This is a genomic window from Zhongshania sp. (assembly GCF_041623545.1).
In the GTDB taxonomy this organism is placed as follows: Bacteria; Pseudomonadota; Gammaproteobacteria; order Pseudomonadales; family Spongiibacteraceae; genus Spongiibacter.
This window is the reverse complement of the sequence record NZ_JBFJWS010000002.1, coordinates 1-26,995: the sequence shown is the minus strand read 5'-3', so window position 1 is coordinate 26,995 and position 26,995 is coordinate 1. Positions and strand designations below refer to the sequence as shown.

Below are 26,995 nucleotides of genomic sequence, written 5' to 3'. Positions count from 1 at the left end.
AGTGTGAGGTAGTGCGACAAGTGAAAAAAGCAGGAGCCAGTAGTGTGGACGCCTTAAGGGTTGTCGCAAGCAATAAAAGAGACGTTGTTATTAAAGATTCTAAGACCGTTCAGGCGAGGGCTATAGTTACTCAGAATCGCTTGTTGGCAGGTGCTCGTAAACTTTTTGCCGGCGCGGGTTTCAATCAAACCGGAATCAGTGATCTGTTAGCGGAAACGTCTACAACACGCGGCGCGCTCTACCATCATTTTGCGGGTAAAACAGAACTATTCGAAGCGGTATTTCGCCTTGTGTCAGCTGAGCTTCACGAGGTTGGTGCGAATGCAGCAGCTCCGTTTTCGGGAGATCCTTGGCGGCAGCTTATTGTCGCCGTTGATGCACACCTTAAAATGGTTACGTCTAATGAGGAGTGTCAGCGCATACTTTTGATTGACGGCCCCGCAGTTCTTGGTTGGCAGCGTTGGCGCGCAATTCTTTCCGAATACCTACTAGATGGCTTTGTCGAAACTTTTGAGATGCTGATGGATCGCAATATTATTGCCAAACAGCCTGCCGGACCTTTGGCGACCCTCGTCATGGGCGCGCTCCACGACGCGTCGCTGGCGATTGCTCATGCCCAAGACCGTGCTGAAGCCCAAGAGCAATTCAATGTCGCGCTTATTGCCTTAATTGATGGCCTCAAAATCACGGCCTAACCGCAAAGTATACGAGACGCTTTCATGGCGTTGTCGTACACATTAATCGTCTACACCGCACGGCCCAAGCTTGCCAACTATGTTGATCCTGCGCGCCTCTCCTTTGATCTTAGGTAACGCTGTGTGGCGTCGTGGCGCAGGGGGCATTCTTTAATAGAGCATCACTGTAAACTCATTTCTAACAAATTAACTGCGGCCGAAAAGTACATTACAGCTTGATATATTGATTTTTACCGCTCAAGCAGCCCGCTTGACAGAGTGGCTGGGTGAATGCATTATAAGCAAAAAAACAAACTAATGGTCTGTTAATTATAGTGAGGCCGTCAGGCTCAATGAATAGAGCGGTTAGCTTCACCGCTGGAGATGAAAATGATAATAGAGCGCGCTGAAATATCGCTGAAAGAAGGCTCCGAGGGCGCTTTTGCTGGCGCGATGAAAAGCAGGGGCTCCGCACTGCTGGCAGCTGCGGCTGGCTGTCATTCAGTCAAAGTGGGTCGGGGAGTCGAAAGTCCAAGCAAATTCATTCTGGTGCTTGAGTGGGATTCCGTCGAAGCGCACATAAGCTTTACCAAAACGCCAGGCTATGCAGCGTTCATTGAACTGATTGGGGCCTTTGTAGAGAGCGTCGATATGCAGCATTTCGACATTGGCTAAATACCCTGGGTATTTGGGATGCTGCGGTCCGGGCAATAAGCTGAGGCTCGGCGTGTATGGCGAGATTATTTTCTCAGAGAGCGAGGAAAAAAATGACTGAACAAACTAAGGAACGCAATCTCGAGAAATACCGGAGAATGCTCCGCATTCGCGAGTTTGAAGCGACTGCAGAAGCGATTCATGCCGCAGGCGAAATCCCTGGATCTTTGCACACTTACACAGGGCAAGAGGCAACAGGGGTTGGCGCTTGTATGGCCTTGCGCGACGATGACTACATGGTTGGCAATCACCGCAGCCATGGTCATCCAATAGCCAAAGGCGCGACTTTACGTCCGTTGATGGCGGAGCTTTTGGGCAAAGTGACCGGTGTCTGCAAAGGCAAAGGCGGGTCTATGCATCTGGCCGATTTCTCGATAGGCAGTTTAGGCGAAACCAGTATTGTCGGCTCTGGTATACCTGTCGCCGCGGGCGCCGCGCTCGGTTCTAAGCTTCAGGGTAATGACCGCGTAACACTGTGCTTTTTTGGTGATGGCGCGACTAATGAAGGTGCATTTCATGAAGGCTTAAACCTCGCTGCCATTTGGAAGCTACCTGCCATATTTGTTTGCGAGAACAATGGCTACGCTGTCTCTACACCGGCCAGCGCTGTGGTGCCGCTTGCGAATATTGCTGATCGAGGGAAAGCCTATGGTATTCCCTCGTTTGTTGTCGACGGCCAAGATGTGGATGCCGTTGAAGCTGCTGTTGCTGCAGCTGTGGAGCTGGCGCGGGGCGGCGGCGGCCCCACTTTTCTTGAAATGAAAACCTATCGATACGCAGATCACGCAGTGAATATGGGGCGGGTGCTATTAGATCGCGGTGAAGAAGTCGATGAGTGGCGTAAGCGTGACCCCATTACCCTTTATCGAAAGCAATTAATCGATAGTGGCGTAGCCGCTGACGTTTTAGACCGCATTGATCACGAGGCTAAGGTGGCAGTGGCAGATGCACTCCAGTTTGCGCGCGACAGCGATTACCCAGATCAGCTTGAGGCATTCGATGATGTGTTCTCTGAACGGCTCCCCATCCCAGATTTTTTAAGCCAATAAGGAGCGAGTCTCATGGCTAGAACCAGTTACCTCGAAGCTATCCGCCAAGCGCAAATGGAAGAGATGCAGCGCGATTCCCGTGTTTTTATCATGGGCGAAGACATTATTTGCAATGTCTATGGTACAACCACCGGATTTGTCGATCTCTTTGGTGAAGAGCGGGTTCGCGATACACCGATTTCCGAGAATGGTTTTATCGGCGCCGCAGCGGGCGCGGCTATGGTTGGGATGCGGCCGATCGTCGATGCCACAATCGCTTCCTTCCTGTATCCGGCGATGGATCAAATAATGAGTATTATCGCCAAATCACGCTATATCTATGGCGGCCAAGCGCGCCTGCCCTTAGTGATTAGAAGCTGCCTGTTCTACGGTAATTCCAATGCAGCCCAGCACAGTGATCGGCCCTATTCGATGTTTATGAATGTGCCGGGTTTAAAAATTATTGTGCCCTCAGATGCTCGAGATGCAAAGGGCCTGCTCAAGGCGGCTATTCGCGACGACGATCCAGTCCTTTGCTTTGAAGACAGCACCTGCTGGACGAGTAAGGCGGAACTTCCTGAGGACCCTGATTTTTTTATTCCGCTTGGCAAAGGGGAAATTAAGCGCGAAGGCACCGACATTACCGTGGTCGCTATCGCTGGAGGCGTACCCCTTGCGCTTAAAGCGGCAAAGCGTCTAGAAAGCGAGGGTATCTCCCTCGAAGTTATCGATCCTCGCACACTTGTACCTCTCGACCGGGAACTTATTCTGCAGTCAGTGCGTAAAACCGGTCGGGCAATCACGGTTGATCCTGCCCACCAGACCTGCAGTGCCGGCAGTGAGATTGCTGCAATTATTGTTGAACATGCCTTTGACGCTTTGCGCGGACCAGTGCTACGCGTGAACACGGCAGACACCCATCTGCCCTTTAGTCCCTTAATAGAAAAGCCACTTTACCCGTCGGTCGATCGAATTGTTGCCGCCGCGCGCAGGCTGGTTTGTGATACATCATTGGCCTCATCTTCAGGAGAACGTTAATGGCTAAGATCAAAGTAGTACTTCCCCAGTACGGCATGGGCATGCAAGACGGCGAAATAACCGAATGGCTAAAAGCCGTCGGCGACAAGGTCGAGGCGGGTGAAATACTTGTTATCGTTGAAGCGGCAAAGTCGACAGTAGAAGTTCCGTCGCCAGAAAGTGGCAGGCTGGTCGAGATTGTTGTGCCAGAAGGTGAGACTGCTGATGTTCGTAGTCACATTGCGACGATAGAAACTGAGTAGCGCCGAATGGCTAGGACGCTAGCAGTGAATATGCTGCCTTGGCGCTTTATATTTAACTGTGTGCTGAACGTAAACGAAACGAGAGAATTAACATGATAGAAACTAAGAGTGAAGCCAAATTCCAAATTTTTCGTGCGCAGGATGCGAACACCCTTCTCGATTCGGAAATTATGTCTGTCGATTTCCCTTCAGACGTGCGGCCGTTTGTAAATGAAGCAGTCGCGCACGGTCTAAAGGAAGGCGATGAAGCCCACGTACTTTTTAATTTACCGGGTTTCAGTCTGACCCACGCTTGGCTCAAGAAAAATTACCCGCTGACTCGGCACACCCACGATTCTGATTGTTTGTACGTCATTATCTCTGGCGCATTGCAGCTCGGCACTGAAATTTTAAAGAAGGGCGACGGATTTTTTGTTCCGGCCAATGTTCCCTATATTTATGTTCCAGTTGGCGAGAACGGCGTAGAAGTGCTGGAGTTTCGTCACGCGCAGGCCTTTAATTTTAAATGTCTGTCGGGCGCTAACTTCTGGCCAAAGGCAATCGAAACCTGCAAAAACAACCAAGAAGATTGGAAAAATGCGGTTTCGCCACTCTTGAGTGATCAGTGAAGTAATGCGTAAATCAATCGTCTTGAAAAGTAATATTTTAAAATTTAGAGGTCATCATGCTTACTGAGCAGCAGCGTTGTCAATTAAAGGACGAGGGTTATTGCGTTGCACCGAATGTGCTGTCTTCAGACGAACTCAAACGTGCTCAGAAGGCGTTTGATAAGTCGGTTGCGGAAATACGTGCGACGGGCGGCGATACCTTTGACGCAAGATTAGATCCGAATGCCGCGAATGTTCGAGTTTACAATTTACCAGAAAAGGATCCGATATTTATTGAATTGCTTCGTCATCCAGCGGCGCTTGAATTTGTGGAGGCGGTACTGGGCGAAAATTTTATCATCTCTAATTTTACTGCTAACAACGCCTTGCCGGGTTCAAAGCCGATGACTACACATTCCGATCAAGCTCTATTGGTTCCTGAACCTTGGTTAGCGCCGTGGTCGATCAATGTGATTTGGTGTCTTGACGATGTTGACGAAGAAAATGGTGCCACCCGTTTCATACCGAAAAGCCACCGGTACCGCACGTTTGCAGAGGTACCACAGGATATCGATAAGCATTTGCAAGCTTTCGAAGCGCCGGCGGGCTCGCTAGTAATTATGGAGGGGCGCCTGTGGCACACCTCCGGTGCTAATGTCAGTGTCGACCGAGAGCGACGTCTCGCCTTTGCTTACTACAATCTAGATTTTATTCGGACGCAGTTCAATTGGGAAGCGGCGCTGTCGCCAGAAACGAAAGCAAGTCTCGACGAGGAAGGGCGTCGCTTATTTGGTCTTGGCTTACCTGGTAATACTCGTATGGGCGGTGAGTTTACCCGCTTGCGCGCTAAGCAATAGTGGTTGCCTGCGATGGATTATATAAGTCCATCGCAATTGAAAAAGGAATAAAAAATGTCACTCGATATTTCAAAGATTGGTATAAACGGTCCAGGTTTGTCGCTTTCGCCTGCGCTCGACGGTGGCTGGGCAAGCAGTGTCACGTTTAAAGAAATTGCCAGTATTGTTAGCGCGGCAGACCGGCTTGGCTACGATCACATTGCCTGCGCTGAACATATTGGCGTGCCTAGCCAAGAGGCTCAACGAAGGGGTGTTCGCTATTACGACCCATTGGCTACCTTTGGCTATTTTTCGGCAATAACAACGAATATCGAATTTACGACGGCTGTTTTGGTACTTGGTTACCACCATCCGCTGGAAATTGCCAAGCGTTATGGCACCCTCGATACCGTGAGTGGCGGACGTCTTAATCTCGGCCTTGGGGTGGGCACGCTTAAAGAGGAGTTCGACCTTCTGGGTATTGGCGGTGCTGAGTTCGTCGAGCGCGGCGCCCGTGCAGACGATGCCTTACGTGCGTTGAAGGCTTGTCTTGGTCAGCGGGAACCCGAGTATCACGGTCCTTATTATGATTTTTCGGGGTTGACGATTGATCCCTGCGCGCTTCGGCGCGACGTTCCACTGTTTATCGGCGGGCGCACACCGCGTTCACTTCGTCGCGCGGTAGAGCTGGGTGACGGTTGGATGCCCTTCGGCCTGACCGCGGAAGAAATGGGGGCGATGATTGCTAAGGCGCGTGAATTACCGAGCTGGCATGAGCGGGAACGTCCGCTGCAAATGATCTTGCCGCCGCCTAATCGTATCGACCCGATCGCTGAGCCAGAACATGCAGCCAAGACGATTCGCGATCTGTTTGCAGCGGGGGCGACGAAGACTACTTTGAACTTCACTGCGCATTCTACGGCGCATTATTTGGAACAGCTCGAAGGTTTGGCGGCGCTGGAACTGTAAGTGAAAAATGGCTAGGCGATGAGAATTCATAGCGACAAATAGTAGTGCTAAATATTAGTGCCAAATGGCGATGAATTAACTATTAAAGGATCCACAGTGAAAACACAGAACACTTCAATCAGTGACTTCCGCGCAGTGCCGGTTAGCAATTACCTTGGCGAAACGCCGGTGTGGTCGGTCGCCGAACAATCCCTGTACTGGATTAATTGTGAGAAGGAAGCGGAGTTGCATCGCTGGTCGCCAGAAACAAATGCGCACAAGGTGTGGCCGATGCCAGAGCGGATTGGCGGCGTTGCGCTTAAACGGGGTGGCGGTGCGGTCGTGTTTCTCGGCTCTGGTCTATACGATATCGACCTTGCATCGGGCGAGCTGAGCTTGCGTGCTGCCTCGCCGCTGCCGCCCCATGTAAAGCTACATGAGTGCGCCACTGATCGACAGGGCCGGCTTTGGGTTGGTGCCTACGATCACGATTTCACGCCCGAAAATCGCAATCCGCAAGGCGCTGCCTATTTGCGTCTCGATGGCGATAAATTTATCCCTGAAATTACAAAAATAAATATCGCTAACGGATTGGCATTCAGCCCGGATGGCAAAAGGATTTACGCGGCCGATTCACCGTCCCGACAAATATTTACCTACGATCTGGATCCGGCCAGCGGCACGCTGTCTGGTCGGCGAGACTTTTTGACCATGCCTCCCGAAGTGGGTTTTCTCGATGGTGCAACCGTCGATGCAGAGGGTGGTTATTGGCTTTCCGTAATGTATGGTAGCGCGCTACATCGCTATCTGCCAGACGGCACTTTGGATTATGTGCTCAACTTGCCGTTCTCCAGCCCAACAAAAGCGGTATTCGGTGGGCCAGAACTCGACACTTTGTTTATAACCACCACACAAATGCGTGTTGGGAACGCCACGCCCCCCGGTTTTGAACTTAATGGCCCGGTCTATGCCTTGAAAACGCAATTTAAGGGGCTAGAAGACACGCCAATGGCGGTTTGAGGCATTGATCGCTCACTAGCCAAAAGCGGATGGGTACAGAGCGACATGAGTTTAATTTGAGTAATTGTAACATTCAGGCATACTTAGTCTAAATGCAATGATATTCGATTGTTGCATTTTTTAAGATGTTCAAATAATAAGGTATAAATTAAAAGGTTTTATATGAACTCTATACGGACTGCACTCCAAGATGGCGCTGCAACACTGGGAAGCTGGTACGGCATACGCTGTAACTTGATTGCCGAGCGTTATGGTGCGGTGGGCTTTGATTGGGTCATCGTCGATCTACAGCACGGCACCGCGAGCTGGGACGGTCTGTTATCAATTCTTCAATCACTGCAGCTCGGTGGCACGCCAGCACTGGTTCGCGTTGGTGGTCACGACCCAGCCGAGATCGGTAGGGCCTTGGATATTGGCGCGGTCGGCGTCATCGCGCCGATGGTGTCGACACCAGAGCAGGCCAAGGTTATCGCCGATGCAATGCGTTACCCGCCCCATGGAACGCGCTCTATTGGTCAGGCGCGCAACGTGATGGGCGGCAATCCCCTCGACCACGACCCGTTTTGTGTGGTCATGATCGAAACAGTTGAGGGCTTAAAAAACCTCGACGCCATCGCCGCTACGCCGGGGGTGGATTGTGTGCTAATGGGTGGTGCGGACCTAGCAGTAAGCATGGGCTTGCCTAGGGAGCAAATATTTTCGGCCTTGCCGTCACCGCCGATTATAAAGGCCATGGAACAACTGGTTGCCGCGTGTGAGCGGCACGGCAAAATTGCGGGTAACGCAGCCGTAGATGCCGCCGACGCCAAAGAATTACTTGCTCGCGGTATTCGCTTTATACCCATTGGCGCAGCAACGCTGTTCTTGATGAACGCGGCCAAGGCAGAGCTGGCGGCTTGCCGAGAGGTTGTTGATCAGTTTAGCTGTGGTAGTAAGTGATGTGCTAACCAAACCCGCCGTAGCGCGGAGGCGTTGCCTATCGCGGTGACGCGAGTTTTAGAATGTATAAAATATTCCAGTAATACATGTTTGAAAATAAATGATAATAATTTGACGAGGACTCCCCATGAATAGGAAAAAAGGCGTCGTATTACCCCTTACCCTGGCGGTACTCGGTACAACACCGGTCCAGCAGGTCATTGCTCAGGGGCGCGGGCAAATCGAGGAAGTGGTCGTTACGGCCAATAAGCGTGAGCAAAATCTGCAAGATGTGCCGATGGCGATATCCGCATTCTCCGGTGATCAGCTCGAAAACTACCAAATTGGCAATATAGAGGATCTTACCAAGCTGGTACCCTCGCTAAAATACATAGAGACAGACCAGCCCTCGCATGCCTCATTAAATATTCGCGGGGTAGGTTCCTTCGTTAGTGGTCCCGCTATGGAAGCGGGTGTCTCTGTGGTGGTGGATGAGGTTCCCGTTGCAAGAACGGAAATGGCGAGTTTTGAATATTCAGACGTTGAGCGTATCGAAGTACTTCGCGGCCCTCAGGGCACACTTTTTGGCAAAAACTCCACTGCGGGGCTTGTTCACGTTATCTCCCGTGACCCAGCGGATCAGTTCGAAGCGCGCATTAACGCGCTGTATGAAGACCCCGGCGAACTACCCGGCTATAACAGCAAAGTTGATTTTAGTGCTAGCGGGCCAGTAAGTGATAACGTCGGCGTGCGCTTCAGCGGCTTTGTCCGTCAAGAGGAAGGTCCGTATGAAGACGTGTCTTTTGAGGAAATTGTCCCGAAAAATGACAGTTATGGTGGGCGCCTTAAAGTTGTATGGGATGCTACAGAAACGCTAACAGCGAAATTAACCATTGATCATCAAAATTTTGATGGCGAAGCGTCGCCGGTGACTTTTGCCTCAATGAATGAGGAATCGGCATCGAAAAGCCGTGTCGATTTCCACGAGGAAAATAATAAAGCAGAAACCTTTGGCACCAATGAGTCCATATTGATTAATAGTGGTTTGGGCTTGATTATCAATTGGGAGCGGGGCGATCACCTATTTACATCGGTAACGGGGTATCGGGATTTTGAAAATTCATATCGATTGGGTATTCCCAATCTGACGGGTGACCGGCTCGATGTCAACAATAGCGACGGTGTGCGTAACATCTCGAGCTTTACCCAAGAATTCAGAATCACCTCAATGGGCGGTGGGGCTATTGACTATACTGCCGGCGTTCTGTGGTTTGATAATGACGTTGAGGATTATCTCTATGGCGTTGTAACTGATATCCCTGCAGAGTTGGTTGTTGCCGGAACAGCCCCGGGATTTATTCCTTTACCGGATTTAGAGTTTTTAGGTTTTGTGCCTGGCGAAAGTTTTAATCAACAAGCCACACAAGATTCTGATGTCGGCACAGAAAACCTCGGAGTTTACGGACAGCTTACGTGGCATATTTCAGAAGCGTGGCAATTGACCGGTGGCTCCCGTTATATCAATGAGGAAGTTACCGTAGCAAGCCATTTAGTTGGATCAGTGACCCAGGACGGTACAGGCGTTCCACTTTCAGAAACAGATTTAACGGTAGCTCCCACGTCGGTAATTGATGAGGCTGTTATCGGTACCGTCTCGCTATCTCATGACTGGTCAGATGATATTAAGGTATACGCGACAGTGTCGACAGGCTATCGCGGCAGAGCATTCGATTTATACGCGACCGATTTGCAAGAGTCGATCGATAATCCGATTGAACCCGAAACATCCTTCAATACAGAGGCTGGGATCAAAACTCGTCTATTCGATAATAGTCTGCAGTTGAACGCAGCGATCTTTAAAACCGTGTTTAAAAATTTCCAAAGCCAGATATCAGAACTGGTAGTAGAGGGCGGCGTCCCGACCTATAAAAATAGGGTAGAGAGTGCCGGTGAATTGCAAACGGCGGGTTTAGAAGTCGATATTCAAGCGAAGCCGCTGGAATCTGTGACGGTGTTTGGATCGCTGTTATACAACCCTACGCAATTTAATGAATACACCACCAGTTGTTTCCCGGGCCAACAGCCGGGTGAACGGGGCGGTGAAGATTTAAACGACGACGGCAAGTGTGATCAGCAAGATGTCGCTGGCGAGCCACTTGGCAAGGCGCCGGAAAAAAGCGTGTCGCTCGTTGCGCGCTACGATACTCCTTTCTTTAATGGCAATGGCTTCGCGCAATTGGGTGGTAGATGGCAGAGCGAAACCAAGCCAAGTAATCGCAACCCATTTGGCGTTGTTGATAGCTATACAGTACTCGATTTGAACTTGGGTTGGCGCGGCTTGGATAATCGCTTTGAAGCGGTATTCTATGTCAAAAACCTGCTAGACGAGTTCTGGGTTATCGCTAAATCGCAGCTAAGTCCAGCCGGGTATCGTGACGATATTGCGCACTTTATTTCACGCGATGCTGACCGTACCTTTGGCATTAGCTTTGGCTATGAGTGGTAAATTTTGATAGTGAGTTGTGGGCAGTCACCCAATGCCCACAGCGAAGCGACACTGCTAAATAACTGATCTGAGCACGCCTTTTAAAAGTAACTAAGGAAAATATTATGAAGCGATTTAGTCTTGCTATCGCCGTAATTGCGGTCACCCTAATCGCATTTGTAGGGGGCTATCTGGTAAGCCGCATGTCGACGCCGGATCTGCCCTATGCAACGCCGACCTTTGCTTTAGATGGTGTGGTCACTGTGCCTAGTTTCAAACTGCCACCATCAACTTATATGAGTGAAGAGGCGGTGAGCTTATTGAAACTTAGAGCCCTCGGGTCAGCATCAGCGCCGAATCCTGATCAAAGCATCGAAGAATCGCGTGCAGGAATAGATAAAGCCCTCGCGCCCTTTGTATCCAAAATGAAGCAGAAATACCCCGTGGATATCGAAGAAACTACAGTTGCGGGTGTTCCTGCGCGGATATTTTCGCCAACTGGGCTTGTCGCAGACCCTGATCGGGTTCTCATTAATTTGCACGGCGGGGCTTTTTCCGTGTGTTGGGATTCCTGTTCAATATTGGAGTCGGCACCTATTTCAGTACTCGGCGCTTATAAAGTTGTGTCTGTTAACTATCGCATGGCACCCGAAGCGAGCCATCCTGCTGGTGCAGAGGATGCCCTCGCGGTGTATCGCGAGTTAATGAAAACCTACGAAGCGAAAAATATCGGTATCTATGGTTGTTCGGCTGGCGGTGCTTTGACCGGACAAGCTGCGGCGATGATCGCCAGCAGTGGCCTGCCTTCACCGGGTGGCATTGGTATATTTGGCGCCGGTGCACTTCGTTTTGCTAAGGGCGACTCTTCGTATATTGCAGCGTATATCGACGGCTCATTTCCACCGCCAGCGAATGAGGGTGAAGAACAAGTAGATTTGTCCCGTGGCTATTTCAAGGGTGCTGACGTAGACGGCCCAGTAGTATCACCGGCATTGCACCTCGATGTCTTAGCGAAATTTCCACCAACTTTGGTGACAACTGGGACCCGCGCCGCTGACCTAAGTCCTGCGGTGTTTACTAATTCTCAGTTGATCAAAGCTGGCGTGGATTCGAGATTGATCGTAGCCGAAGGTATGGGGCACTGCTATCAGTATATTGCTGATTTTCCGGAAGCCAGAGATGCCTACGATGCCACGGTTTCCTTTTTTAAGAAAAATTTAAAATAGATCGGAGTAGCACTTCACTCCAGTTTTTGAAGCATAATTTGAGGTACCTCCGATGAGTAAGACAACTAATCGCCGCGTGATGATAACGGGTGCGGCGAGTGGTATTGGATTAGAGGCGGCGTTGCAATTAGCTGCGCAAGGGGATTACGTTATTGTTGCCGATCGCAATGAGGCGGGCGGTAATGCCGTTGTTGAGCGAATCATTGCTGCTGGCGGTAGCGCTGAATTTCGCGCCCTAGACTTAGCAGATCAACAGCGCATTCGCGCTTTTGTAGACCGTGAGCTGTCTGAGGCTAAGCCCTTAGACGTTCTGATCAATAATGCAGGTTTACTGCCGCCGATGGAACGCGCCACGACCAGCGACGGCTTTGAGCTGATGTTTGGTATTTGCCATCTCGGTCATTTTGCTTTGACTGGGCAGCTCCTACCGGCATTATTGCGCAGCGCAAATCCCCGGGTGGTGAATGTCTCAAGTATGTCCCACAGCGGCGGTGAAATAGATTTTGATGACCTCCAGTTCGAGCAGAACTATGCCTCGTCACGCGCCTACGCGGGTACCAAACTCGCTTGTCTGATGTTTGCCTTGGAGTTGAATCGACGTGCACTGGCGGCGGGCAGTAAATTGATAAGCGTGAGTGCGCACCCAGGTGTTGCAACAACACCCATCGCGAGCGGCTGGAAACAGGAAAATCGCCGCAAGCTGATGGACCGCTTCGAATTATTTGCTTACAACACCTTCAACCGCTGGTTTGGGCAGACTGCTGCGGAGGGCGCTCTGCCTCTGGTCTACGCCGCATGCGAAGCCGATGTTGAGGGGGGGGGCTACTATGGGCCTACTGGATTTAAGCAAATGAGTGGCAAGGCTGGACGCGTGGCACCCGCACCGAGAGCCCTCGATGAGGCCATTGCGGCGCAATTGTGGGAGGAGTCTGAGCGTCTTACTGGTGTGAACTATGAATTACGACCTGGCTAACAGAATTCGTTAGCCGAAAAGAGCCTATTCAAGCCTTAATTTCTGAGTCGGGTTATCTCCTTGACAGTTTATTCATTTTGCTTGATCATAATAAATAAACTAACGGTATGTTATTTATTTTGTGGCGGATTTTTTGTACTGGGATCGATTCGATGAATGCCAAATATATAAGTAAAGCAATGCTGTCATTGCTCATTATCTCCGGTGCCAGCAACAGCGTTGGTGCTGATTTGCCTGAGCAAGGCGAAAAAAAGAAGCATAGAATCGAAGAAGTTTTAGTTACGGCCACAAAGCGAACAGAATCCGTACAGGACATTGCTGGGTCGGTATCGGCCCTGAGTGGCTCAGCTATTCAAGAAAATAATATTCAGTCTTTTCAAGATTTGGCCGCTATGATCCCGAGCATGGTTGCGGTAGATGAAGAGAAAATCGCGATTCGGGGTATCGGAAAAAATGCCGGATCATCGCCAGTTGCTTTTCACGTCAATGGTGTGTTTCTTGATGTACGTGGCGCGCCATTTTACGATATTGGCGCGATTGAAGTTGTTCGCGGCCCCTCCGGTACGGCTTTTGGTCGTAATGCGACCTCAGGTGCAATCAATATTAAATGGCGCCAACCCGAGTCTGAATTTAGTACTGGCGGCGACATTCGGCTATCTGGATTGGAAGAGCAATTTTTCCAAGCCTATCTCAATATTCCCTTTTTAGGCGCAGGCGACGACCGACTTCTGGGGCGTTTCGCCGCCATAAAACGCCGTGGTGACGGCACGCTTGATGATATTTTATTACCGGCTGCCGAAGATCCAGGCTTCCGCGATGATTACTTTTACCGCATGTACCTCACCAGTCAAATAACTGATTCTCTGCATGGATCACTGCGGGCTATCAAATACAGCGCTACACCTCCCGGTGGAACAAACACTTACAATATCGTTGGTAGTCCGTCGCTTGCGACTCGCCTGAGTGGTGAGATTGAAATGGCGGGGGCAGAAGCCCTGCCTTTGGATATCACCAAGGTTCGCGCCAACCGCGATCAGCGTCTGGGTGAGCCTCACGATGAATTTACCCGCGTTGATGGCGATCTGACGTGGTCAATTCCCGAGCTCCCAATACTAGGCCGTGTCGATGTTGTGCTCATTGGTGGCGAACATCGCAGCGAGTCTTTCGGCAGCTTTGACCTTGATGGTACTGAGGAACCGATCACCGAGGGATACAATAATATATCCGTTACCCGGCGCAATGCTGAATTACGCTTTGCTTCAGAAAATCGGGATGGGTTCGACTGGCTATTCGGCATGTTCTGGTATCGCCAGACCGAGCTAGAGGATCTAAAGGCTTACGCTAGGGTGTTTTTTACACCGGAACAATTCGGTGCCCCCTCGTTACCATTGCCGGTAACTGCGCCCGGCGGTAACGGTTTTTACGGTGATATGGATAGTGGGCGAGTAGGGCTTTCTCGCCCGGTCAAGAGCGAAGCGGTATTCCTAAAGCTGGATTTCGATATTGCGAAGTTGTTCGACGGCCCAAATATCGAACTCACCGCTGGTATCCGCCAGAACCATGATGAAACGGATGAGCGCGATCAAAATTTTTACGCAGACTTGATCGCTGTTAATTTTGTGCCTATTGCACCGGTACCGCTGTTGGACACGCCGCCTTCCTCTGCGCCTGCGGAGTTTGATGTCACCACCGGTGAGCTGGCAGGTCGCTGGTTCTATAATGAAAGTGATATGGCGTATTTTAAGGTGGCCACTTCCTATAAACCGGGCCGCGCGCAAGTTATAACCAATGCGCCGTCACCGTCAGAGAATCGGCCGATTGATTCTGAATTTATCGATGCCTATGAAATTGGTTGGAAGGTGGACTTACTAGATGGAACCATGATTTTGAATCTGGCGGCTTTTTTGTATGACTACGTCGACTTGCAAGTAGCGCAGATCAAACCCGGCGGCGTTATCGTCGACAACGCTGGCGCGGCAACTATTAAGGGGGTCGACGCGGAACTTCAGTGGTCACCGACCCCCGAATTTAATATGCAGGCCAGTCTCGGTTGGCTCGACGCACGCTACGATGAATTCTGTGGTAAAGATGCCGCTGAGGGTGATGTAGAAACAGCGCCTGCGTGTAATGACGATAATCCTCAAGATTTTTCCGGTGATCGATTACCGTCCGCGCCCGAATATACAGCGGCATTGACGGCCCGATACACCTTTAATTTAGATGAGTTTGGATCACTTACACCGCAATTCACCACAAATTATAGCGCCTCCCAGAACCGGCGGGGTCGTGGTAATCCACTCGACGAAGTTGACGCCTACACCAATAGTTCGGCGCGCCTAATTTGGGAAAGCTCTGGGCTGCGCTGGAAGGTCACGGCCTTCGTCGAGAACATTGAAAATAACAACGATATCTTTTTTGCCGCTCAAGCGCCGATGATCGTAAACCGTCCGGGCACAATATCCCTGCTAAGCAACCTGCCACCGAGAATATACGGAACAAGTGTTGAGGTTAACTTCTAACAAGCCATTTTTGACTATTGCGCTCGACCGAGCTTAGGGTAGAGCGCCGGTGGGCCAAGTTTTGCAGGGTTTAAGCTCATATATTAGGCGAGGGAGCCGAAGGTCTATTTTCAGGTTTGCTCGTTACGCTAGCTTCAATGATACTAGATGGGGCAGTAAGTCTGCGTTTCAGGGGTGTGAGCTATAAATTTCTGGGGCATTTAATAAAAGATTCGGCCCTATCGTTTACATAAATCGCGGACTAAAATTATACCCACTTCAAATGAGTTAAACTCATGTCTGAAATTTTAACCGAATTGAATTTTGATTTAGACGCGCTCCGAGAAAAATATAAGATCGAGCGCGATAAGCGATTGCGTCCCGAGGGCTCAGGGCAATATCAAAAAATTGAAGGCGAATTTTCCTTCTATCTGGATGATCCTTGGGTTGAGCCCGGCTTTGAGCGTGCGCCAATAAACGATGCTATTGATGTACTGGTTGTTGGTGGCGGCTTTGGCGGCTTGCTGACCGGTGCCAATTTGCGTAAAGCTGGCATTAAAAGCCTCCGCTATATCGAACGTGCCGGTGACTTTGGCGGGGTTTGGTACTATAACCGCTATCCTGGTGTGGCTTGCGATATCGAGGCCTATACCTATTTACCATTGCTTGAAGAGATGGGCTATATGCCGCCGCGCAGATTTGCCAGCGGCGCAGAAATCTTTGAATACGCCAAAAGCATCGCTCGTAAGTTTGATCTATATGAGGGCGCGCTATTTCAAACCGCAGTTTCCGAGTTGCGCTGGGATGAAAGCAATGCGCACTGGCTGGTGAAAACCAACCGTGGCGACGTGATTCACGCTCGGCATGTTATATCGACCAGTGGCCATTTTATGCGGCCGAAATTGCCGGGCTTGCCGGGAATATTGGATTATAAAGGCCATACCTTTCACAGCAGCCGCTGGGACTATCGTTATACCGGTGGCGGACCGGATGGTGGCCTGACGGGACTTAAGGATAAGCGGGTCGGCATTATTGGTACCGGTGCCAGTGCTGTTCAGATCGTTCCCCATCTGGGCCAGGACGCAAAGCAGCTCTATGTTTTTCAGCGAACTCCGTCGTCAGTTGCGATCAGAGATGACAAGCCTACTGATCCGCAGTGGTTTAAAAGCCTCGCGCCGGGTTGGCATAAAGAGCGGGTGGAAAACTTTACTGCGGTCGTGCAGGGCGCGCCGGTAGAAAAGGATCTGGTGAATGATAGCTGGACCGAAATCTTTAAAAACCAGCAAGGATTGATCGTCAAGGAAAAGGTCAGTAGTGATTTGCCGGAAGAGGAAATGGCGTTAAAACAGGAAGTCGCCGACCATATTCGCATGGAGAATATTCGCTTACGTGTTGAGGAGTCTGTTGAGGATCCGGTCACCGCTGAAGCCTTAAAGCCTTGGTACCGGAGCTTCTGCAAGCGTCCATGCTTTCATAATGACTTTTTGCCGACTTTCAATCGGGACAATGTGACGCTGGTCGATACTGGCGGTCAGGGCGTTGCCCGCTTCACCGAATCTGGCGTTGTGGTTGGCGATAAAGAGTATCAGCTCGACTGTGTTGTTTTTGCCACCGGTTTCGATAATGCATCTTCTTGGTTCGACCTCGTGGGCTACGATGTTTATGGTAGCAAGGGCGTCACACTGCGCGAAAAATGGAAAAATGGCTTCCGTTCACTGCACGGTATGACTGTTAGTAATTTCCCCAATTTTTATCTGGTAGGGAATGGCTTACAGCAGCAGGGCGGCGCTAACTTTACTCACGCGCTGGCACAGAATGGCGAGCACGCTGCATATATGGTCAGCGAAGCCTTAAAAAGAGATTTGCGATCTATCGAAGTGACAGCAGAAGCTGAAGAGGCTTGGGTACAGGAAGTGATCGAACTTTCTGGTAGCAATATCAAATTTCAGCAGCAATGTACGCCGAGTTATATCAACAATGAAGGTAAGATAGCCCCCGGCCGTAGTCAAAATAGTAGCTATGGGCGGCCCTCATATGTCTTTCATCAAATACTTGCCGATTGGCGAGATTCTGGCGAGTTCCCGGGAATGGAAATCACCAGCAAGGAATAAAATGAACGCGGTAGTTTGGTCTTTTCACTCTGGGCGGCTACTTTTCGCAAGAAAATTACATTTGTTAATCGACAGGAAAACATGAAAAAAATATTAAAATGGTTTCTATATCTGCTTATGACTTTGCTACTCATTGTTGCGGGTCTGTACTTTTACTTTATTTATTTAGATACGCCCGCGCAGCCCGATACTAACGGTGAACTTAAGTCCGCACAACTACCGGTAGATGGGCTAGATAGAGACTTTATTTACTATATTCCTGAAAATGTAAAACCGAATGCGGCGCTGATTTTTGTTCTGCATGGCTCTATGAGTAAGGCTGAACATATGCGCGTGGGGACCGCCTACGGCTATGAGACCCTGGCCGATAAGGAAGGCTTTATCGTTGTCTACCCAAGCGGCTATGAAAATCACTGGAATGATTGCCGCGGTGGTGCAAATTACACTGCCAACACAAAAAACATTGATGACCCTGCTTTCTTTAAAGCAATGATTGCTTATTTTGCCGAGCGTTACGCCATTTCTCGGCAGCGGGTATATGCGACGGGTTTATCTAATGGTGGTCATATGGCGTATCGACTGGCTTTTGAATTGCCTAATGAATTTGCCGCGATAGCGCCGATGGCGGCCAATATACCGGTAGCCGAAAGTTTCGACTGCCAGCGCAGCAATCAGCCGGTTTCCGTGGCTATTTTTAATGGCACCGAAGATCCGATTAACCCCTTTAACGGTGGTGTGGTGGATTTAGCTGGGAATGTTAGCCGCGGCAGGGTGCTGTCAGCGCAGGAGTCGGTGGAATATTGGGTAAAATTAGCCGGTGTAAATAGCGCTCCCTTCATCCAGACTGTTCCCGAACTTGACGGTAATCCAAATACCAGTATTTCAGTGCAAGCTTGGTCATCAGAAGAGGGTGTACTGGTGCGTCTATATACAATGCAGGGTTCGGGCCACGTGATGCCTTCAAAGTTGCATAACAAAATCATTGAATTGTTTATGGGCGGGAATGCCGGTGATTTGGACGGTGTGGCGGAAGTGTGGGATTTCTTTCAGGCAGTAGAGGCGGAGCGTAAGTCCGTGGCTATTGAGCGTGTAGATCCTTAATAAAAAATAACGGGCTATGCTAATCACAAAAGGGAGTTACTAACTCCTAGTCGGTGATAAAAAATGAGGACTACCATGGACGTTAACGGCGTTTCAGCGATTGTCACCGGCGGGGCGTCGGGTCTAGGCCGCGCGACGGCGGAACACCTTGCAGAGCAGGGCTGCAAGGTTGCCATTTTGGATGCTAATGTTGAGGCGGGTTTACAAGTCGCCGCGGCAATCCGTGGCGTGTTTCACGAGGTCGATGTGTGCTGCGAGGCCAGTATCGACAGCGCGATAACAGCGGCAGAATCCGTGCACGGTGTGGCGCGTATTTTGGTGAACTGTGCAGGTATCGCCCCAGTTGCGAAAATAGTGGATGACAAGGGCGAGTCGCATTCCGCAGAGCTACTGCGCAAGATCATAGGAATTAATCTTATCGGCACGGCATTGGTTCAGGCCTGCTTTGCCGCCAGACTTTCTAAAGCTAGCCTAATCGGTGAAGAGCGCGGTGTCATTATCAATACCGCATCTATTGCGGCCTATGACGGCCAGGTGGGGCAATCCGCTTACGCGGCGTCAAAGGCGGGTGTAGTGGGACTGACCTTGCCCGCAGCGCGGGATTTGGCGCCACACCAAATACGGGTAATGGCCATTGCTCCCGGAATGTTTCGTACCCCAATGATCGGCATGTTGTCTGAGCAGGGGCAAGACCAGCTAGGCCAGCAGGTGCCGTTTCCCAATCGACTCGGTATGCCAAAAGAGTTTGCTCAGTTGGTGCTAAGTATCATCAGCAATCCGATGTTGAATGGAGAGGTTATTAGACTGGATGCTGCGCATAGGCTTGCTGGTTGAATAGGAATATCTAGTAGCCCAATGGCATTGAATGCTGTTGATGAGTAGGGCTGCGCTTTATGCCTAGAAGCATCAAACGCACAGCTAATGCCGCGTTACAGATAAAGTAAATGCAGATTTCTATTTGCCCGGCAGCACCTCTATGGCGGGCGAACACCCCATGGCGTGGCGGCATAAGCTGGGTGAAGGTCGCGTATTTTATGCAGCAATTGGTCATCAAGCAGCGACCTATGATATTGCAGAATTTCAAAACCTAAGTGAAGCCGCAGTGCTGTGGGCAGGGGAGTTGGTGAAATGAATAAGCCGAAGTTTAGCTGGAAAAAAATACTCCGCATTGCCGCGGTAATCCTCGCCCTAATTGTGATATTGCCGGTCGCATTTTTATTTTATGACCAGCCTGGCCTCTTTACCGATGGTAGTCTCGATGAAGTAGCGCCAGAAATGCCAGTTTCACTACCGCAACCAGCGATATTAGTGTTTTCAAAGACCAATGGTTTTAGGCACAAAGAAGCAATTCCCGCAGCGCAAAAATTACTTCGCAGTTTTGCAGACACGGAAGGCTGGGGTTATTTTCAGACTGAAAACGGCGCGGTGCATAATAAGGAGCAGCTTGCTAAGTTTGATGTGGTCATATGGATGAATGCCAGCGGTGAAGTTCTGACCAAAGGTCAAGAAACAGCGCTGCGCAGCTATATCGAAAACGGTGGGGGCTTTATCGGTATTCACGCTGCTGGCGACGGTTTTTATAAATCTTGGGATTGGTATAACACCACGGTGATTAAAGCTAAATGGACCGGTCATACCATGTCCCCGCACATGCAAGTAGGTGAGATGCATACCATTAACACTGAGCATCCGGTGTCTGCTGGTCTGCCTAAAGTGTGGGCGCATTATGAAGAGTTTTACGCTTTCGAAAAATCCCCCCGTCACAACGGATCTGATGTATTGGTCGTTGTCGATGAAGCCAGCTATGAGCCCGGTAAATACACTATGCCTGAGGAGCACAGTATGGTGTGGGCGCATAATGTAAAAGAAGGGCGTGTGGTCTATACCGCGATGGGGCATAGCGCCGAGAGCTTCGAAACTCCAGAGTTTAAAATCCTTCTTAAGCAAGCCATCAAGTGGGTGGGCAAGTTTGAGTGATCGATACTTTTTTCGATGGTGTCGTCATGTTTTTAGCGCCTGAATATATGAGTAGTGGAATAAATGTTTAATCGAATAATAAAGTTATTAAAGATTATATTGGCCACCGCAGTCGCTTTAATTCTTTTGATTGCCATTGCGGCGACGGTTTTATTGAAAAAATCGGAGCCGGATCGCGGGGAAGATTATACCGCCCGTATGCATTATTTGCCCGCTGCGCCTGGTAATGAGGCGGACATGCCCAGGTATTTGAAAGCCTTAAAGGCAATGGGTGGCAACGAGCTGATCGAGAAAGGGCCGTATTTACTCGCATACCCGGTTGAGGTCGGTGCGCCGTCTAAGGCGGTTATTATTCTGCCGGGCGGAGCTTACATCGGCAGGGCCGAAGGCCATGAGGGCGTTGACGTCGCAAAATGGCTTAATGACAACGGTATTGCTGGCTTTGTTTTAAACTACCGTTTGCTGCAATACCCCGCGCCGATGCTCGATTTTCAGCAAGCCATAAGTTATCTACGAAAAAACGCCGAGAAATTTAATATTGATCCCAGCCAAGTTGGCGTCATGGGTTTCTCGGCCGGAGGGCACTTAGCCGCAATTAGCTCAACAAACTTTACGCCGAGTACCCGTCCAGATTTTACCGCGCTGGCGTACCCCGTTATTAGTATGCAAGACACCTATACACATGACATCTCACGTTTAGCTTTACTGGGCGCTGAACCAAACAGTGCATTATTAGCTGAAACCAGCCCTGAACTGCAGGTTGGGTCGAATACCCCGCCGGCGTTTATATGGGCGCCTAAAACGGACAATATTGTTAAATGGCAAAATGCGCGGCTCTATGCCAATGCTTTACAGGCGCAGGGAATTGATCATGAACTACATATTTTCCCTGAGGGGAGCCACGGCACGGGCTTAGCGAGAAAAGAGCACTATGCTAAGGCATGGCCCGACTTGTTCTTAGCATGGTTAAACAAGCTTTAGCGTTTGCTCAGCAAGATAGCGCTTTTTATGTGGTTTCGCTGAGCCTACTCTGAGTATCCCACTGCTTATTTAATGGTTGTGGTCATATATTTCATAATGCTGAATGGCCCGCGCAAACCCGCCGGTCTTTACGCTTTTTTAAAGTGCGCTAGGCACTCTTTGCCGGCTAGCGGCTCCACTTCGACAAACTGAATTTAGTCTTGCTCATGAATTACCTCTATATCGAGTCCCTAGGGATAAAGACGCGGCTGTAAGACCTAGGGCCTGGTCCACACGCGACTTTTATTGATTCAGCACTCGATAATCAGCGCGAAAAGGGGGTGTCGGTCGTCGGCGCAGAAGCCGTCACCATCGATACCTAGTATAAAACTGGATGAAATATCGTCAAAGTCGTAGTGATGTTTACATGTATACAAAGTTGCTATGAGCAAACCTTAATAGCCGAGCAATAAATGGTGGGGAGGGCGCATGGGGACCGTAGCAAATATTTGGCGTAATCGCCCTGTTTTGAGTAGCGGCCTATTCTCAAATTCAAATAATGCGTATAAGAATTTTTGTGGGTTATGCTGGGTTCGTTTATTTCTGGGGTGCGTTGATCGCCTTGCTCGTATTATGGGTAATAGTAAATTCGCTGTGAAAAATAGTTAAGTGTCGGCCTGTTTTTGACGTTCTTCCTCACAATAGCTGACTAATTGTTATTTTATTATGGCTGAGTTACAGTGCAGATATTGTTATTTTTTAAATCAATAAAAAACTCGTCAATCTTTAAGTCTGTTAGGCAATGACAGTGAAAGTCTAATTGGCGTAGAGAAGAGGGGATGTGCTTTCAGTTTTCGCTAATGGGTAGTGAGTGCCAAACTGCTATTCAATTTTGTTGTGATTAAATTGCCACCGCTAGCAATTCGATGTGTTTCTAATTACGGGGAAACGTCTTGAATAGAGAAATGAATGCACCAGTAACGAATATTAATATTATCGGCGAGGAGTTTGCGGATAACCCGTGGCCGGCACTGAAAGCCCTGCGGGAGCAAGGGCCGGTGGTGTGGCATAAGGGCTATCAGCGCTGGCTGATCACCACTGACCGTGACATTAGAAAGGTAGCCCTTAATTCTGACCGCTTCACAGTGGAAGGTACCGTGGTTGAAGACTTATTTGGCGCTGATGCTTTTATCGCTATGGACGATCGCGCGCGTCACAATGATTTTCGCGGGGTGTGGGCAGAATCTTTCCGGCCGCAGGCGATGGCCAGTCTCCGAGGTGATGTAGCGGAAATTATTGCTGAACTGATTAAGCCAGTCGCCGAGAAATTTCATTCTGGCGAGGCGGTAAATATTTCCTTGGCCCTGTGTCGCCCTTTGCCAACCATGGTTATTGCTTTAATGATGGGGGTGCCCAGAGAGCGGCTAGCCGATATTGTGCAATGGAGCGACGCTTTGGCTGGGGGCAGTACTTCCTATGTTGATGAAGCGAGTAAACAGCAGATTATTGAAAATCGTGAGCAGGCTAAAACCGCGCTAGCGGACTATATGCTTGAGCTTCTCAAGCAACGTCGCCAAAGCCCGGGATCTGATTTAATTAGTTTGATCGCGCGGGAGGCTGCAACTAAAAAATTTCCCGACCAGCAGATCGTTCAGAATTTACGTCAACTGCTATTTGCGGGCAATGAGACTACCGCCAAATGGTTGGACCATATCTTTTTAACGTATGGACAGTATACCGACGCGCGCCGTGAAATAACGGCTGACCGCTCCTTGATCCGCGGCGCAAATGAAGAGGTGATGCGCTGGCAGGGGGTTGTTGGCACCCTGCCGAGAAAGGTGCGCGGTGGCGCGATTGTGGTGGCGGGGGTGGAGCTTGGTGATGGTGATGACGTGAGCTGCGTATTGGCGTCTGGAAATCGCGATGCAGCCCGCTACCAAAACCCAGATGAATTTGATTTGCATCGCATTGCCTCCCCCAATCTTGGCTTCGGAGTAGGGATGCATAATTGCTTGGGTGCAAACCTCGCGAGGTTGGAAGCCGAAATGGTGGTAAATGCCCTGTTTGATGTTATCCCCGATTATGAAATTAGCGCAGCATATCACTACAGTTCGCTACCCTTGCGGGGACCGGCGCCCGTTACTATTGCCCGCGTATAGCAGGACGAAAAATGCAATTTAGATTGCGAGAGAAAACGCCGCCATTAAGTGTGGCGGCGTGGCGAACACTAGCCCGCAAGCGTTTGCCAGATATGGCATGGCACTATCTTGAGGGTGGCGCTGATGACCATATAACTATCGACGAGAATCTGCGTGGCTTTACGCGCTGGCGACTGCGCCAGCGCAGCTTGCGAGGCGTCAGTCAGCCAAAGCTGGCCGCAAACATCGCTGGCGAGCACCTTGCCTTGCCGCTGGCCTTGGCGCCAACCGGGGCAGCGGGTTTTTGTCATTGGCAGGCCGATGTTGCCGCTAGTCGCGCCGCGGAAAATGCCGGTATTCGGGCAGTGCTAAGTACGGCGGCGAGCTACAGTTTGGAAGAGGTGGCTGAGGCGACTCGAAACAATCACTGGTTCCAGTTATACCCCTTTGGTGATCGCGCGAAAGTAGCGGCCTTAATGGCGCGCGCTCGCGCCGCCGGCTATACCGCCTTATTTGTCACCGTCGATGTGCCGACATTGGGCAATCGCGAAAGTGAACGCGCTAATGGTATGGGGCAGCCGCGTACGCTGACGCCTGCACGGCTATTAAATATGCTGTGCCACCCACGTTGGTTATACGGCTTGTTGAGGTATCGACGGATAGCGGCGGTGCATTATTTGGAGCGCGATGCCAATAGTCCCGTCAACACCCCAGAGCGTATTCGAAAAGTACTCATGGGCGGCGCCGATGATGCTATAGCGTCGGCTGATGCCCAAGCCAGATATATGCAGTCGGATCTGACTTGGGACGATCTGGCGTGGATGCGTGAGCAGTGGCCGGGAAAGTTTTACGTCAAAGGTATACTTGACCCAGAGGATGCTGCGCGCGCCGTGGATGACATCGGTGCCGACGGCGTGCTGGTGTCAAATCACGGCGGCCGCCAGCTTGATCGTTGCTTGGCAAGTATTGACGCCCTGCCAGCCATCGCAGCGCGCATTGGTGATCGCGCTGAAGTGTATTTAGATGGTGGTGTGCGCCGCGGCAGCGACGTTATAACTGCGCTGTGTCTTGGCGCTAAAGGTGTATTTATCGGCAGGCCCTACCTCTATGGATTGGCCGGTGGGGGTGAAGAAGGAGTCGCTGGGGTGCTGGATGTTTTTGCCAGCGAAATACGTCGTACACTTATTTTAATGGGCTGTACTGATGTGCAGGACCTGGATAAGTCCTGGTTAATTGATCTCAGCCACACAGAATGAAGTATCCAAGCTAAACCGCGAGTAAAACAGGAGCCGTGTTTATGCCTAAATGGCTGTGCCAACCTCAGGGCGCGAAATGGGGAGAATTTGGTGAGAACGATCAAATAGGCCGGATGAACTTGATAAACCCTCGGCGTCGCCGCCGCGCATTGGCTGAGGCCGTCGAAGGTCAGGTATTTTTGCTGAGTCTGCCCCTTGATTACCCTAAGGGCGGTATCTTTCCCGGCCGCCATGCCCCAGTGCTGTCGCCGACCACCGCTCGCGATGGTCGCACCATGTACGATTGGACAGTGGACGGTGCAATTGACGTAGTCAACGATGATCGCGTCACCATGGATTTGCAGTACTCCACCCAATGGGATGGCCTCAGTCACTACGGTATTCGCTTTGACGCTGATCAAGACGGCGAAGCGGAGCATATCTTTTACAACGGTTTTCGCGCTGATGTTGACTTTGTGCAGCCGGCCGATGGTGTGGCACCGCAGGCAATGGCCTTGGGTATTGAAAACCTCGCGGCTAGCTGCGTGCAGGGGCGCGGAGTGCTGGTCGATATTCGCCGGGCGGGGTGCGGCTCCCATGGGCTGGTAAATTACGAGGCCTTGCAGCAGGCGATGGATGAGCAAGGCGTGGTCGTTGAGACTGGCGATTTTCTGTGTATCTACACCGGCTACGCAGACCTGTTATTACGCGACGGCGAAGGTGTGGATCCGGCGCGAATGTCAGCCTGTCCTGGCTTGGATGGCACAGACCCAAAATTATTACAGTGGATTGATGACAGCGGCGTCGCCGCAATTTGTGCAGACAATCCCATGGTCGAAAAAATTGATGGTGTTCAACGTTGTAGTGATAAAGCATTAATGCCACTACACGAGCATTGCTTGGTAAAACTGGGGATTCACTTGGGGGAGTTGTGGTGGTTTGGCGAACTTGCTTTGTGGCTAGCCCAGCACCAGCGCTCGGCTTTTTTATTGACTGCGCCACCATTGAATTTGCCTGGTGCAGTTGGCTCTCCGGCGGCGCCGATCGCGACGGTATGAAGATTGCGCATCAATCACAAGGTTATTTTCTGGTGAAGTAAACCGTAACTGGCATGTTTAAAATTGAGGCTTGATATGTATAAAAATAAGAAGTTTTACTTCCGATAAGCTTGTTGGCTGGGCTTGTGCCGCTGCAACAAGCAAGCGCAGGCCTGAGCGCCGAAATAAAATGTTATCGTAACGGCAAATAAGCGTGAACAAAATCTACAAGATGTGCCCATGGTGATTTCTGCATTCTCCGGCGATCAGCTTGAGAACTACCAAATTGGTAATATCGAAGATCTCACTAAACTAGTGCCGTTGCTAAAATACATTGAGACGGGTCAGTCCTCACATACGTAATTGAATATTCGCGGTGTTGGCTCGTTTGTTAACGGCCCGGCATTAGAGGCCAGTGTATCCGTTGTTATCGACGAGGTACCGGTGGCTCGAACGGAAATGGCGAGCTTTGAATGTTCTGATTACATACTCTCTTCGAGTGCAGTAGCCACATATTGGTGTGTAGCTACTGCGTTCTATACCTATTTATGCCGCGGCTAGTTGCGGTCCTCGAATCAGCCTACCTGGCATTGCCTCAGTCATCTCGCCATTTTTTACGATCACTTCACCGCTCACAATGGTGTAGCGGAAACCGTCTGCCTTTTGCAGCATCCGCTTACCGCCGGCGGGAAGATCCTTCACGAGGTAAGGGGTGTGCAGGTAAAGCGCATCGAAATCAATGACATTGATATCGGCTTTTTTCCCTACGGCAATGACGCCACGATCCTGCAAGTTATAAAGCTCGGCAGGTTCGCTGGTCTGCTTGCGCACCACTTCTTCCAATTGCATGCGAGCGCCTTTGGTGCGGCCTTTCACCCAGTGGGTGAACATGAAGGTGGTAAAGCTGGCGTCGCAGATGCTCGGGCAGTGGGCGCCGGCGTCTGACAGTGACGCAGTGGTGCGCGAATGGGTGAGCATTTCGTGTAACGCATTGAGATTGCCTTCGGAATAACCGCCGATTGGCAAGTACAGTAATTGCGTGCCGTTTTGCTCCAGCATGGTGTCGTAGATTAATTCCTGGGGTGAAATACCCATGGCTTTCGCTCTTGCTGCAATGCTGTCGCTGGGCTCAGGTTCGTAGTTTGGTGGATCCGTCATGACGAACATTTGCTCGAATTTGTTCATCAGTCCGGTTAATGACATAGACATGTCGGGGCCGTCGGCCAAAACAGCCGCGCGGAATTCTGCT

At 50.4% G+C, this 26,995-nt stretch carries 24 protein-coding genes; 23 read left to right on the top strand and 1 reads right to left on the bottom strand.

Going from position 1 to position 26,995, the window contains the following annotated elements; genetic code table 11:
- Positions 1-20 precede the first annotated feature (20 nt).
- The 23 genes from ABYT30_RS00835 to ABYT30_RS00725 all read left to right on the top strand — a co-directional run bounded on the left by ABYT30_RS00835 (position 21) and on the right by ABYT30_RS00725 (position 25,767).
- Positions 21-695: a TetR/AcrR family transcriptional regulator gene (locus ABYT30_RS00835; RefSeq protein ID WP_373080823.1), complete on the top strand. Its 675-nt coding sequence runs from the start codon at positions 21-23 to the stop codon at positions 693-695.
- A 369-nt stretch (positions 696-1,064) separates the two neighbouring features.
- A complete protein-coding gene (locus ABYT30_RS00830; protein WP_373080824.1) occupies positions 1,065-1,349 on the top strand; it encodes an antibiotic biosynthesis monooxygenase in 285 nt (94 codons plus the stop codon).
- Between the two features lie 92 nt (positions 1,350-1,441).
- The gene (locus ABYT30_RS00825) at positions 1,442-2,437 is read left to right on the top strand and encodes a thiamine pyrophosphate-dependent dehydrogenase E1 component subunit alpha (RefSeq protein ID WP_373080826.1); all 996 of its coding nucleotides are present in this window, start codon (positions 1,442-1,444) and stop codon (positions 2,435-2,437) included.
- 12 nt (positions 2,438-2,449) lie between these two features.
- Complete coding sequence (locus ABYT30_RS00820; RefSeq protein WP_373080827.1) at positions 2,450-3,454, top strand: alpha-ketoacid dehydrogenase subunit beta; 1,005 nt, start codon at positions 2,450-2,452, stop codon at positions 3,452-3,454.
- Positions 3,454-3,696, top strand: coding sequence for a biotin/lipoyl-containing protein (locus tag ABYT30_RS00815; RefSeq protein WP_373080829.1), 243 nt, complete (start codon positions 3,454-3,456; stop codon positions 3,694-3,696). Before ABYT30_RS00820 ends, ABYT30_RS00815 begins: the two co-directional genes overlap by 1 nt.
- 92 nt (positions 3,697-3,788) lie before the next feature.
- A complete protein-coding gene (locus ABYT30_RS00810; protein ID WP_373080830.1) occupies positions 3,789-4,304 on the top strand; it encodes a cupin domain-containing protein in 516 nt (171 codons plus the stop codon).
- Positions 4,305-4,360: 56 nt separating this feature from the next.
- On the top strand, positions 4,361-5,140 hold the full coding sequence (locus ABYT30_RS00805) for a phytanoyl-CoA dioxygenase family protein (RefSeq protein WP_373080832.1): 780 nt from the start codon (positions 4,361-4,363) through the stop codon (positions 5,138-5,140).
- 54 nt (positions 5,141-5,194) lie between these two features.
- Positions 5,195-6,088, top strand: coding sequence for an LLM class F420-dependent oxidoreductase (locus ABYT30_RS00800; RefSeq protein ID WP_373080833.1), 894 nt, complete (start codon positions 5,195-5,197; stop codon positions 6,086-6,088).
- A 96-nt stretch (positions 6,089-6,184) separates the two neighbouring features.
- Positions 6,185-7,087, top strand: coding sequence for an SMP-30/gluconolactonase/LRE family protein (locus ABYT30_RS00795; RefSeq protein WP_373080835.1), 903 nt, complete (start codon positions 6,185-6,187; stop codon positions 7,085-7,087).
- A gap of 162 nt (positions 7,088-7,249) precedes the next feature.
- Positions 7,250-8,026 (top strand): HpcH/HpaI aldolase/citrate lyase family protein, encoded by a 777-nt coding sequence (locus ABYT30_RS00790; protein ID WP_373080837.1) that lies wholly within the window; start codon positions 7,250-7,252, stop codon positions 8,024-8,026.
- A 127-nt stretch (positions 8,027-8,153) separates the two neighbouring features.
- On the top strand, positions 8,154-10,511 hold the full coding sequence (locus ABYT30_RS00785; protein ID WP_373080839.1) for a TonB-dependent receptor: 2,358 nt from the start codon (positions 8,154-8,156) through the stop codon (positions 10,509-10,511).
- 104 nt (positions 10,512-10,615) lie between these two features.
- Positions 10,616-11,716, top strand: a complete 1,101-nt coding sequence (locus ABYT30_RS00780) for an alpha/beta hydrolase (RefSeq protein WP_373080841.1) — start codon at positions 10,616-10,618, stop codon at positions 11,714-11,716.
- 52 nt (positions 11,717-11,768) lie between these two features.
- A complete protein-coding gene (locus ABYT30_RS00775; protein WP_373094877.1) occupies positions 11,769-12,689 on the top strand; it encodes an oxidoreductase in 921 nt (306 codons plus the stop codon).
- A 152-nt stretch (positions 12,690-12,841) separates the two neighbouring features.
- Positions 12,842-15,208 (top strand): TonB-dependent receptor, encoded by a 2,367-nt coding sequence (locus ABYT30_RS00770; RefSeq protein WP_373080844.1) that lies wholly within the window; start codon positions 12,842-12,844, stop codon positions 15,206-15,208.
- Between the two features lie 275 nt (positions 15,209-15,483).
- Positions 15,484-17,298 carry a flavin-containing monooxygenase gene (locus tag ABYT30_RS00765; RefSeq protein ID WP_373080846.1) on the top strand — a complete coding sequence of 605 codons (1,815 nt, stop codon included), beginning with the start codon at positions 15,484-15,486 and terminating at the stop codon, positions 17,296-17,298.
- 81 nt (positions 17,299-17,379) lie between these two features.
- The gene (locus tag ABYT30_RS00760; protein WP_373080848.1) at positions 17,380-18,399 is read left to right on the top strand and encodes a PHB depolymerase family esterase; all 1,020 of its coding nucleotides are present in this window, start codon (positions 17,380-17,382) and stop codon (positions 18,397-18,399) included.
- 75 nt (positions 18,400-18,474) lie between these two features.
- Positions 18,475-19,233 carry an SDR family NAD(P)-dependent oxidoreductase gene (locus tag ABYT30_RS00755; RefSeq protein ID WP_373094874.1) on the top strand — a complete coding sequence of 253 codons (759 nt, stop codon included), beginning with the start codon at positions 18,475-18,477 and terminating at the stop codon, positions 19,231-19,233.
- 142 nt (positions 19,234-19,375) lie between these two features.
- A complete protein-coding gene (locus ABYT30_RS00750) occupies positions 19,376-19,531 on the top strand; it encodes a ThuA domain-containing protein (RefSeq protein ID WP_373094871.1) in 156 nt (51 codons plus the stop codon).
- The gene (locus ABYT30_RS00745; protein ID WP_373094868.1) at positions 19,528-20,376 is read left to right on the top strand and encodes a ThuA domain-containing protein; all 849 of its coding nucleotides are present in this window, start codon (positions 19,528-19,530) and stop codon (positions 20,374-20,376) included. Before ABYT30_RS00750 ends, ABYT30_RS00745 begins: the two co-directional genes overlap by 4 nt.
- Positions 20,377-20,439: 63 nt before the next feature.
- On the top strand, positions 20,440-21,357 hold the full coding sequence (locus tag ABYT30_RS00740) for an alpha/beta hydrolase (protein ID WP_373094865.1): 918 nt from the start codon (positions 20,440-20,442) through the stop codon (positions 21,355-21,357).
- A 944-nt stretch (positions 21,358-22,301) separates the two neighbouring features.
- On the top strand, positions 22,302-23,495 hold the full coding sequence (locus tag ABYT30_RS00735; protein WP_373083487.1) for a cytochrome P450: 1,194 nt from the start codon (positions 22,302-22,304) through the stop codon (positions 23,493-23,495).
- Positions 23,496-23,506: 11 nt separating this feature from the next.
- Positions 23,507-24,730 (top strand): alpha-hydroxy acid oxidase, encoded by a 1,224-nt coding sequence (locus tag ABYT30_RS00730; protein ID WP_373083486.1) that lies wholly within the window; start codon positions 23,507-23,509, stop codon positions 24,728-24,730.
- A 41-nt stretch (positions 24,731-24,771) separates the two neighbouring features.
- Complete coding sequence (locus ABYT30_RS00725) at positions 24,772-25,767, top strand: cyclase family protein (RefSeq protein ID WP_373083485.1); 996 nt, start codon at positions 24,772-24,774, stop codon at positions 25,765-25,767.
- 525 nt (positions 25,768-26,292) lie between these two features.
- Here the strand turns inward: ABYT30_RS00725 and ABYT30_RS00720 are convergent.
- On the bottom strand, positions 26,293-26,995 hold a 703-nt coding region (locus ABYT30_RS00720), incomplete at its 5' end, for an amidohydrolase family protein (protein ID WP_373083484.1).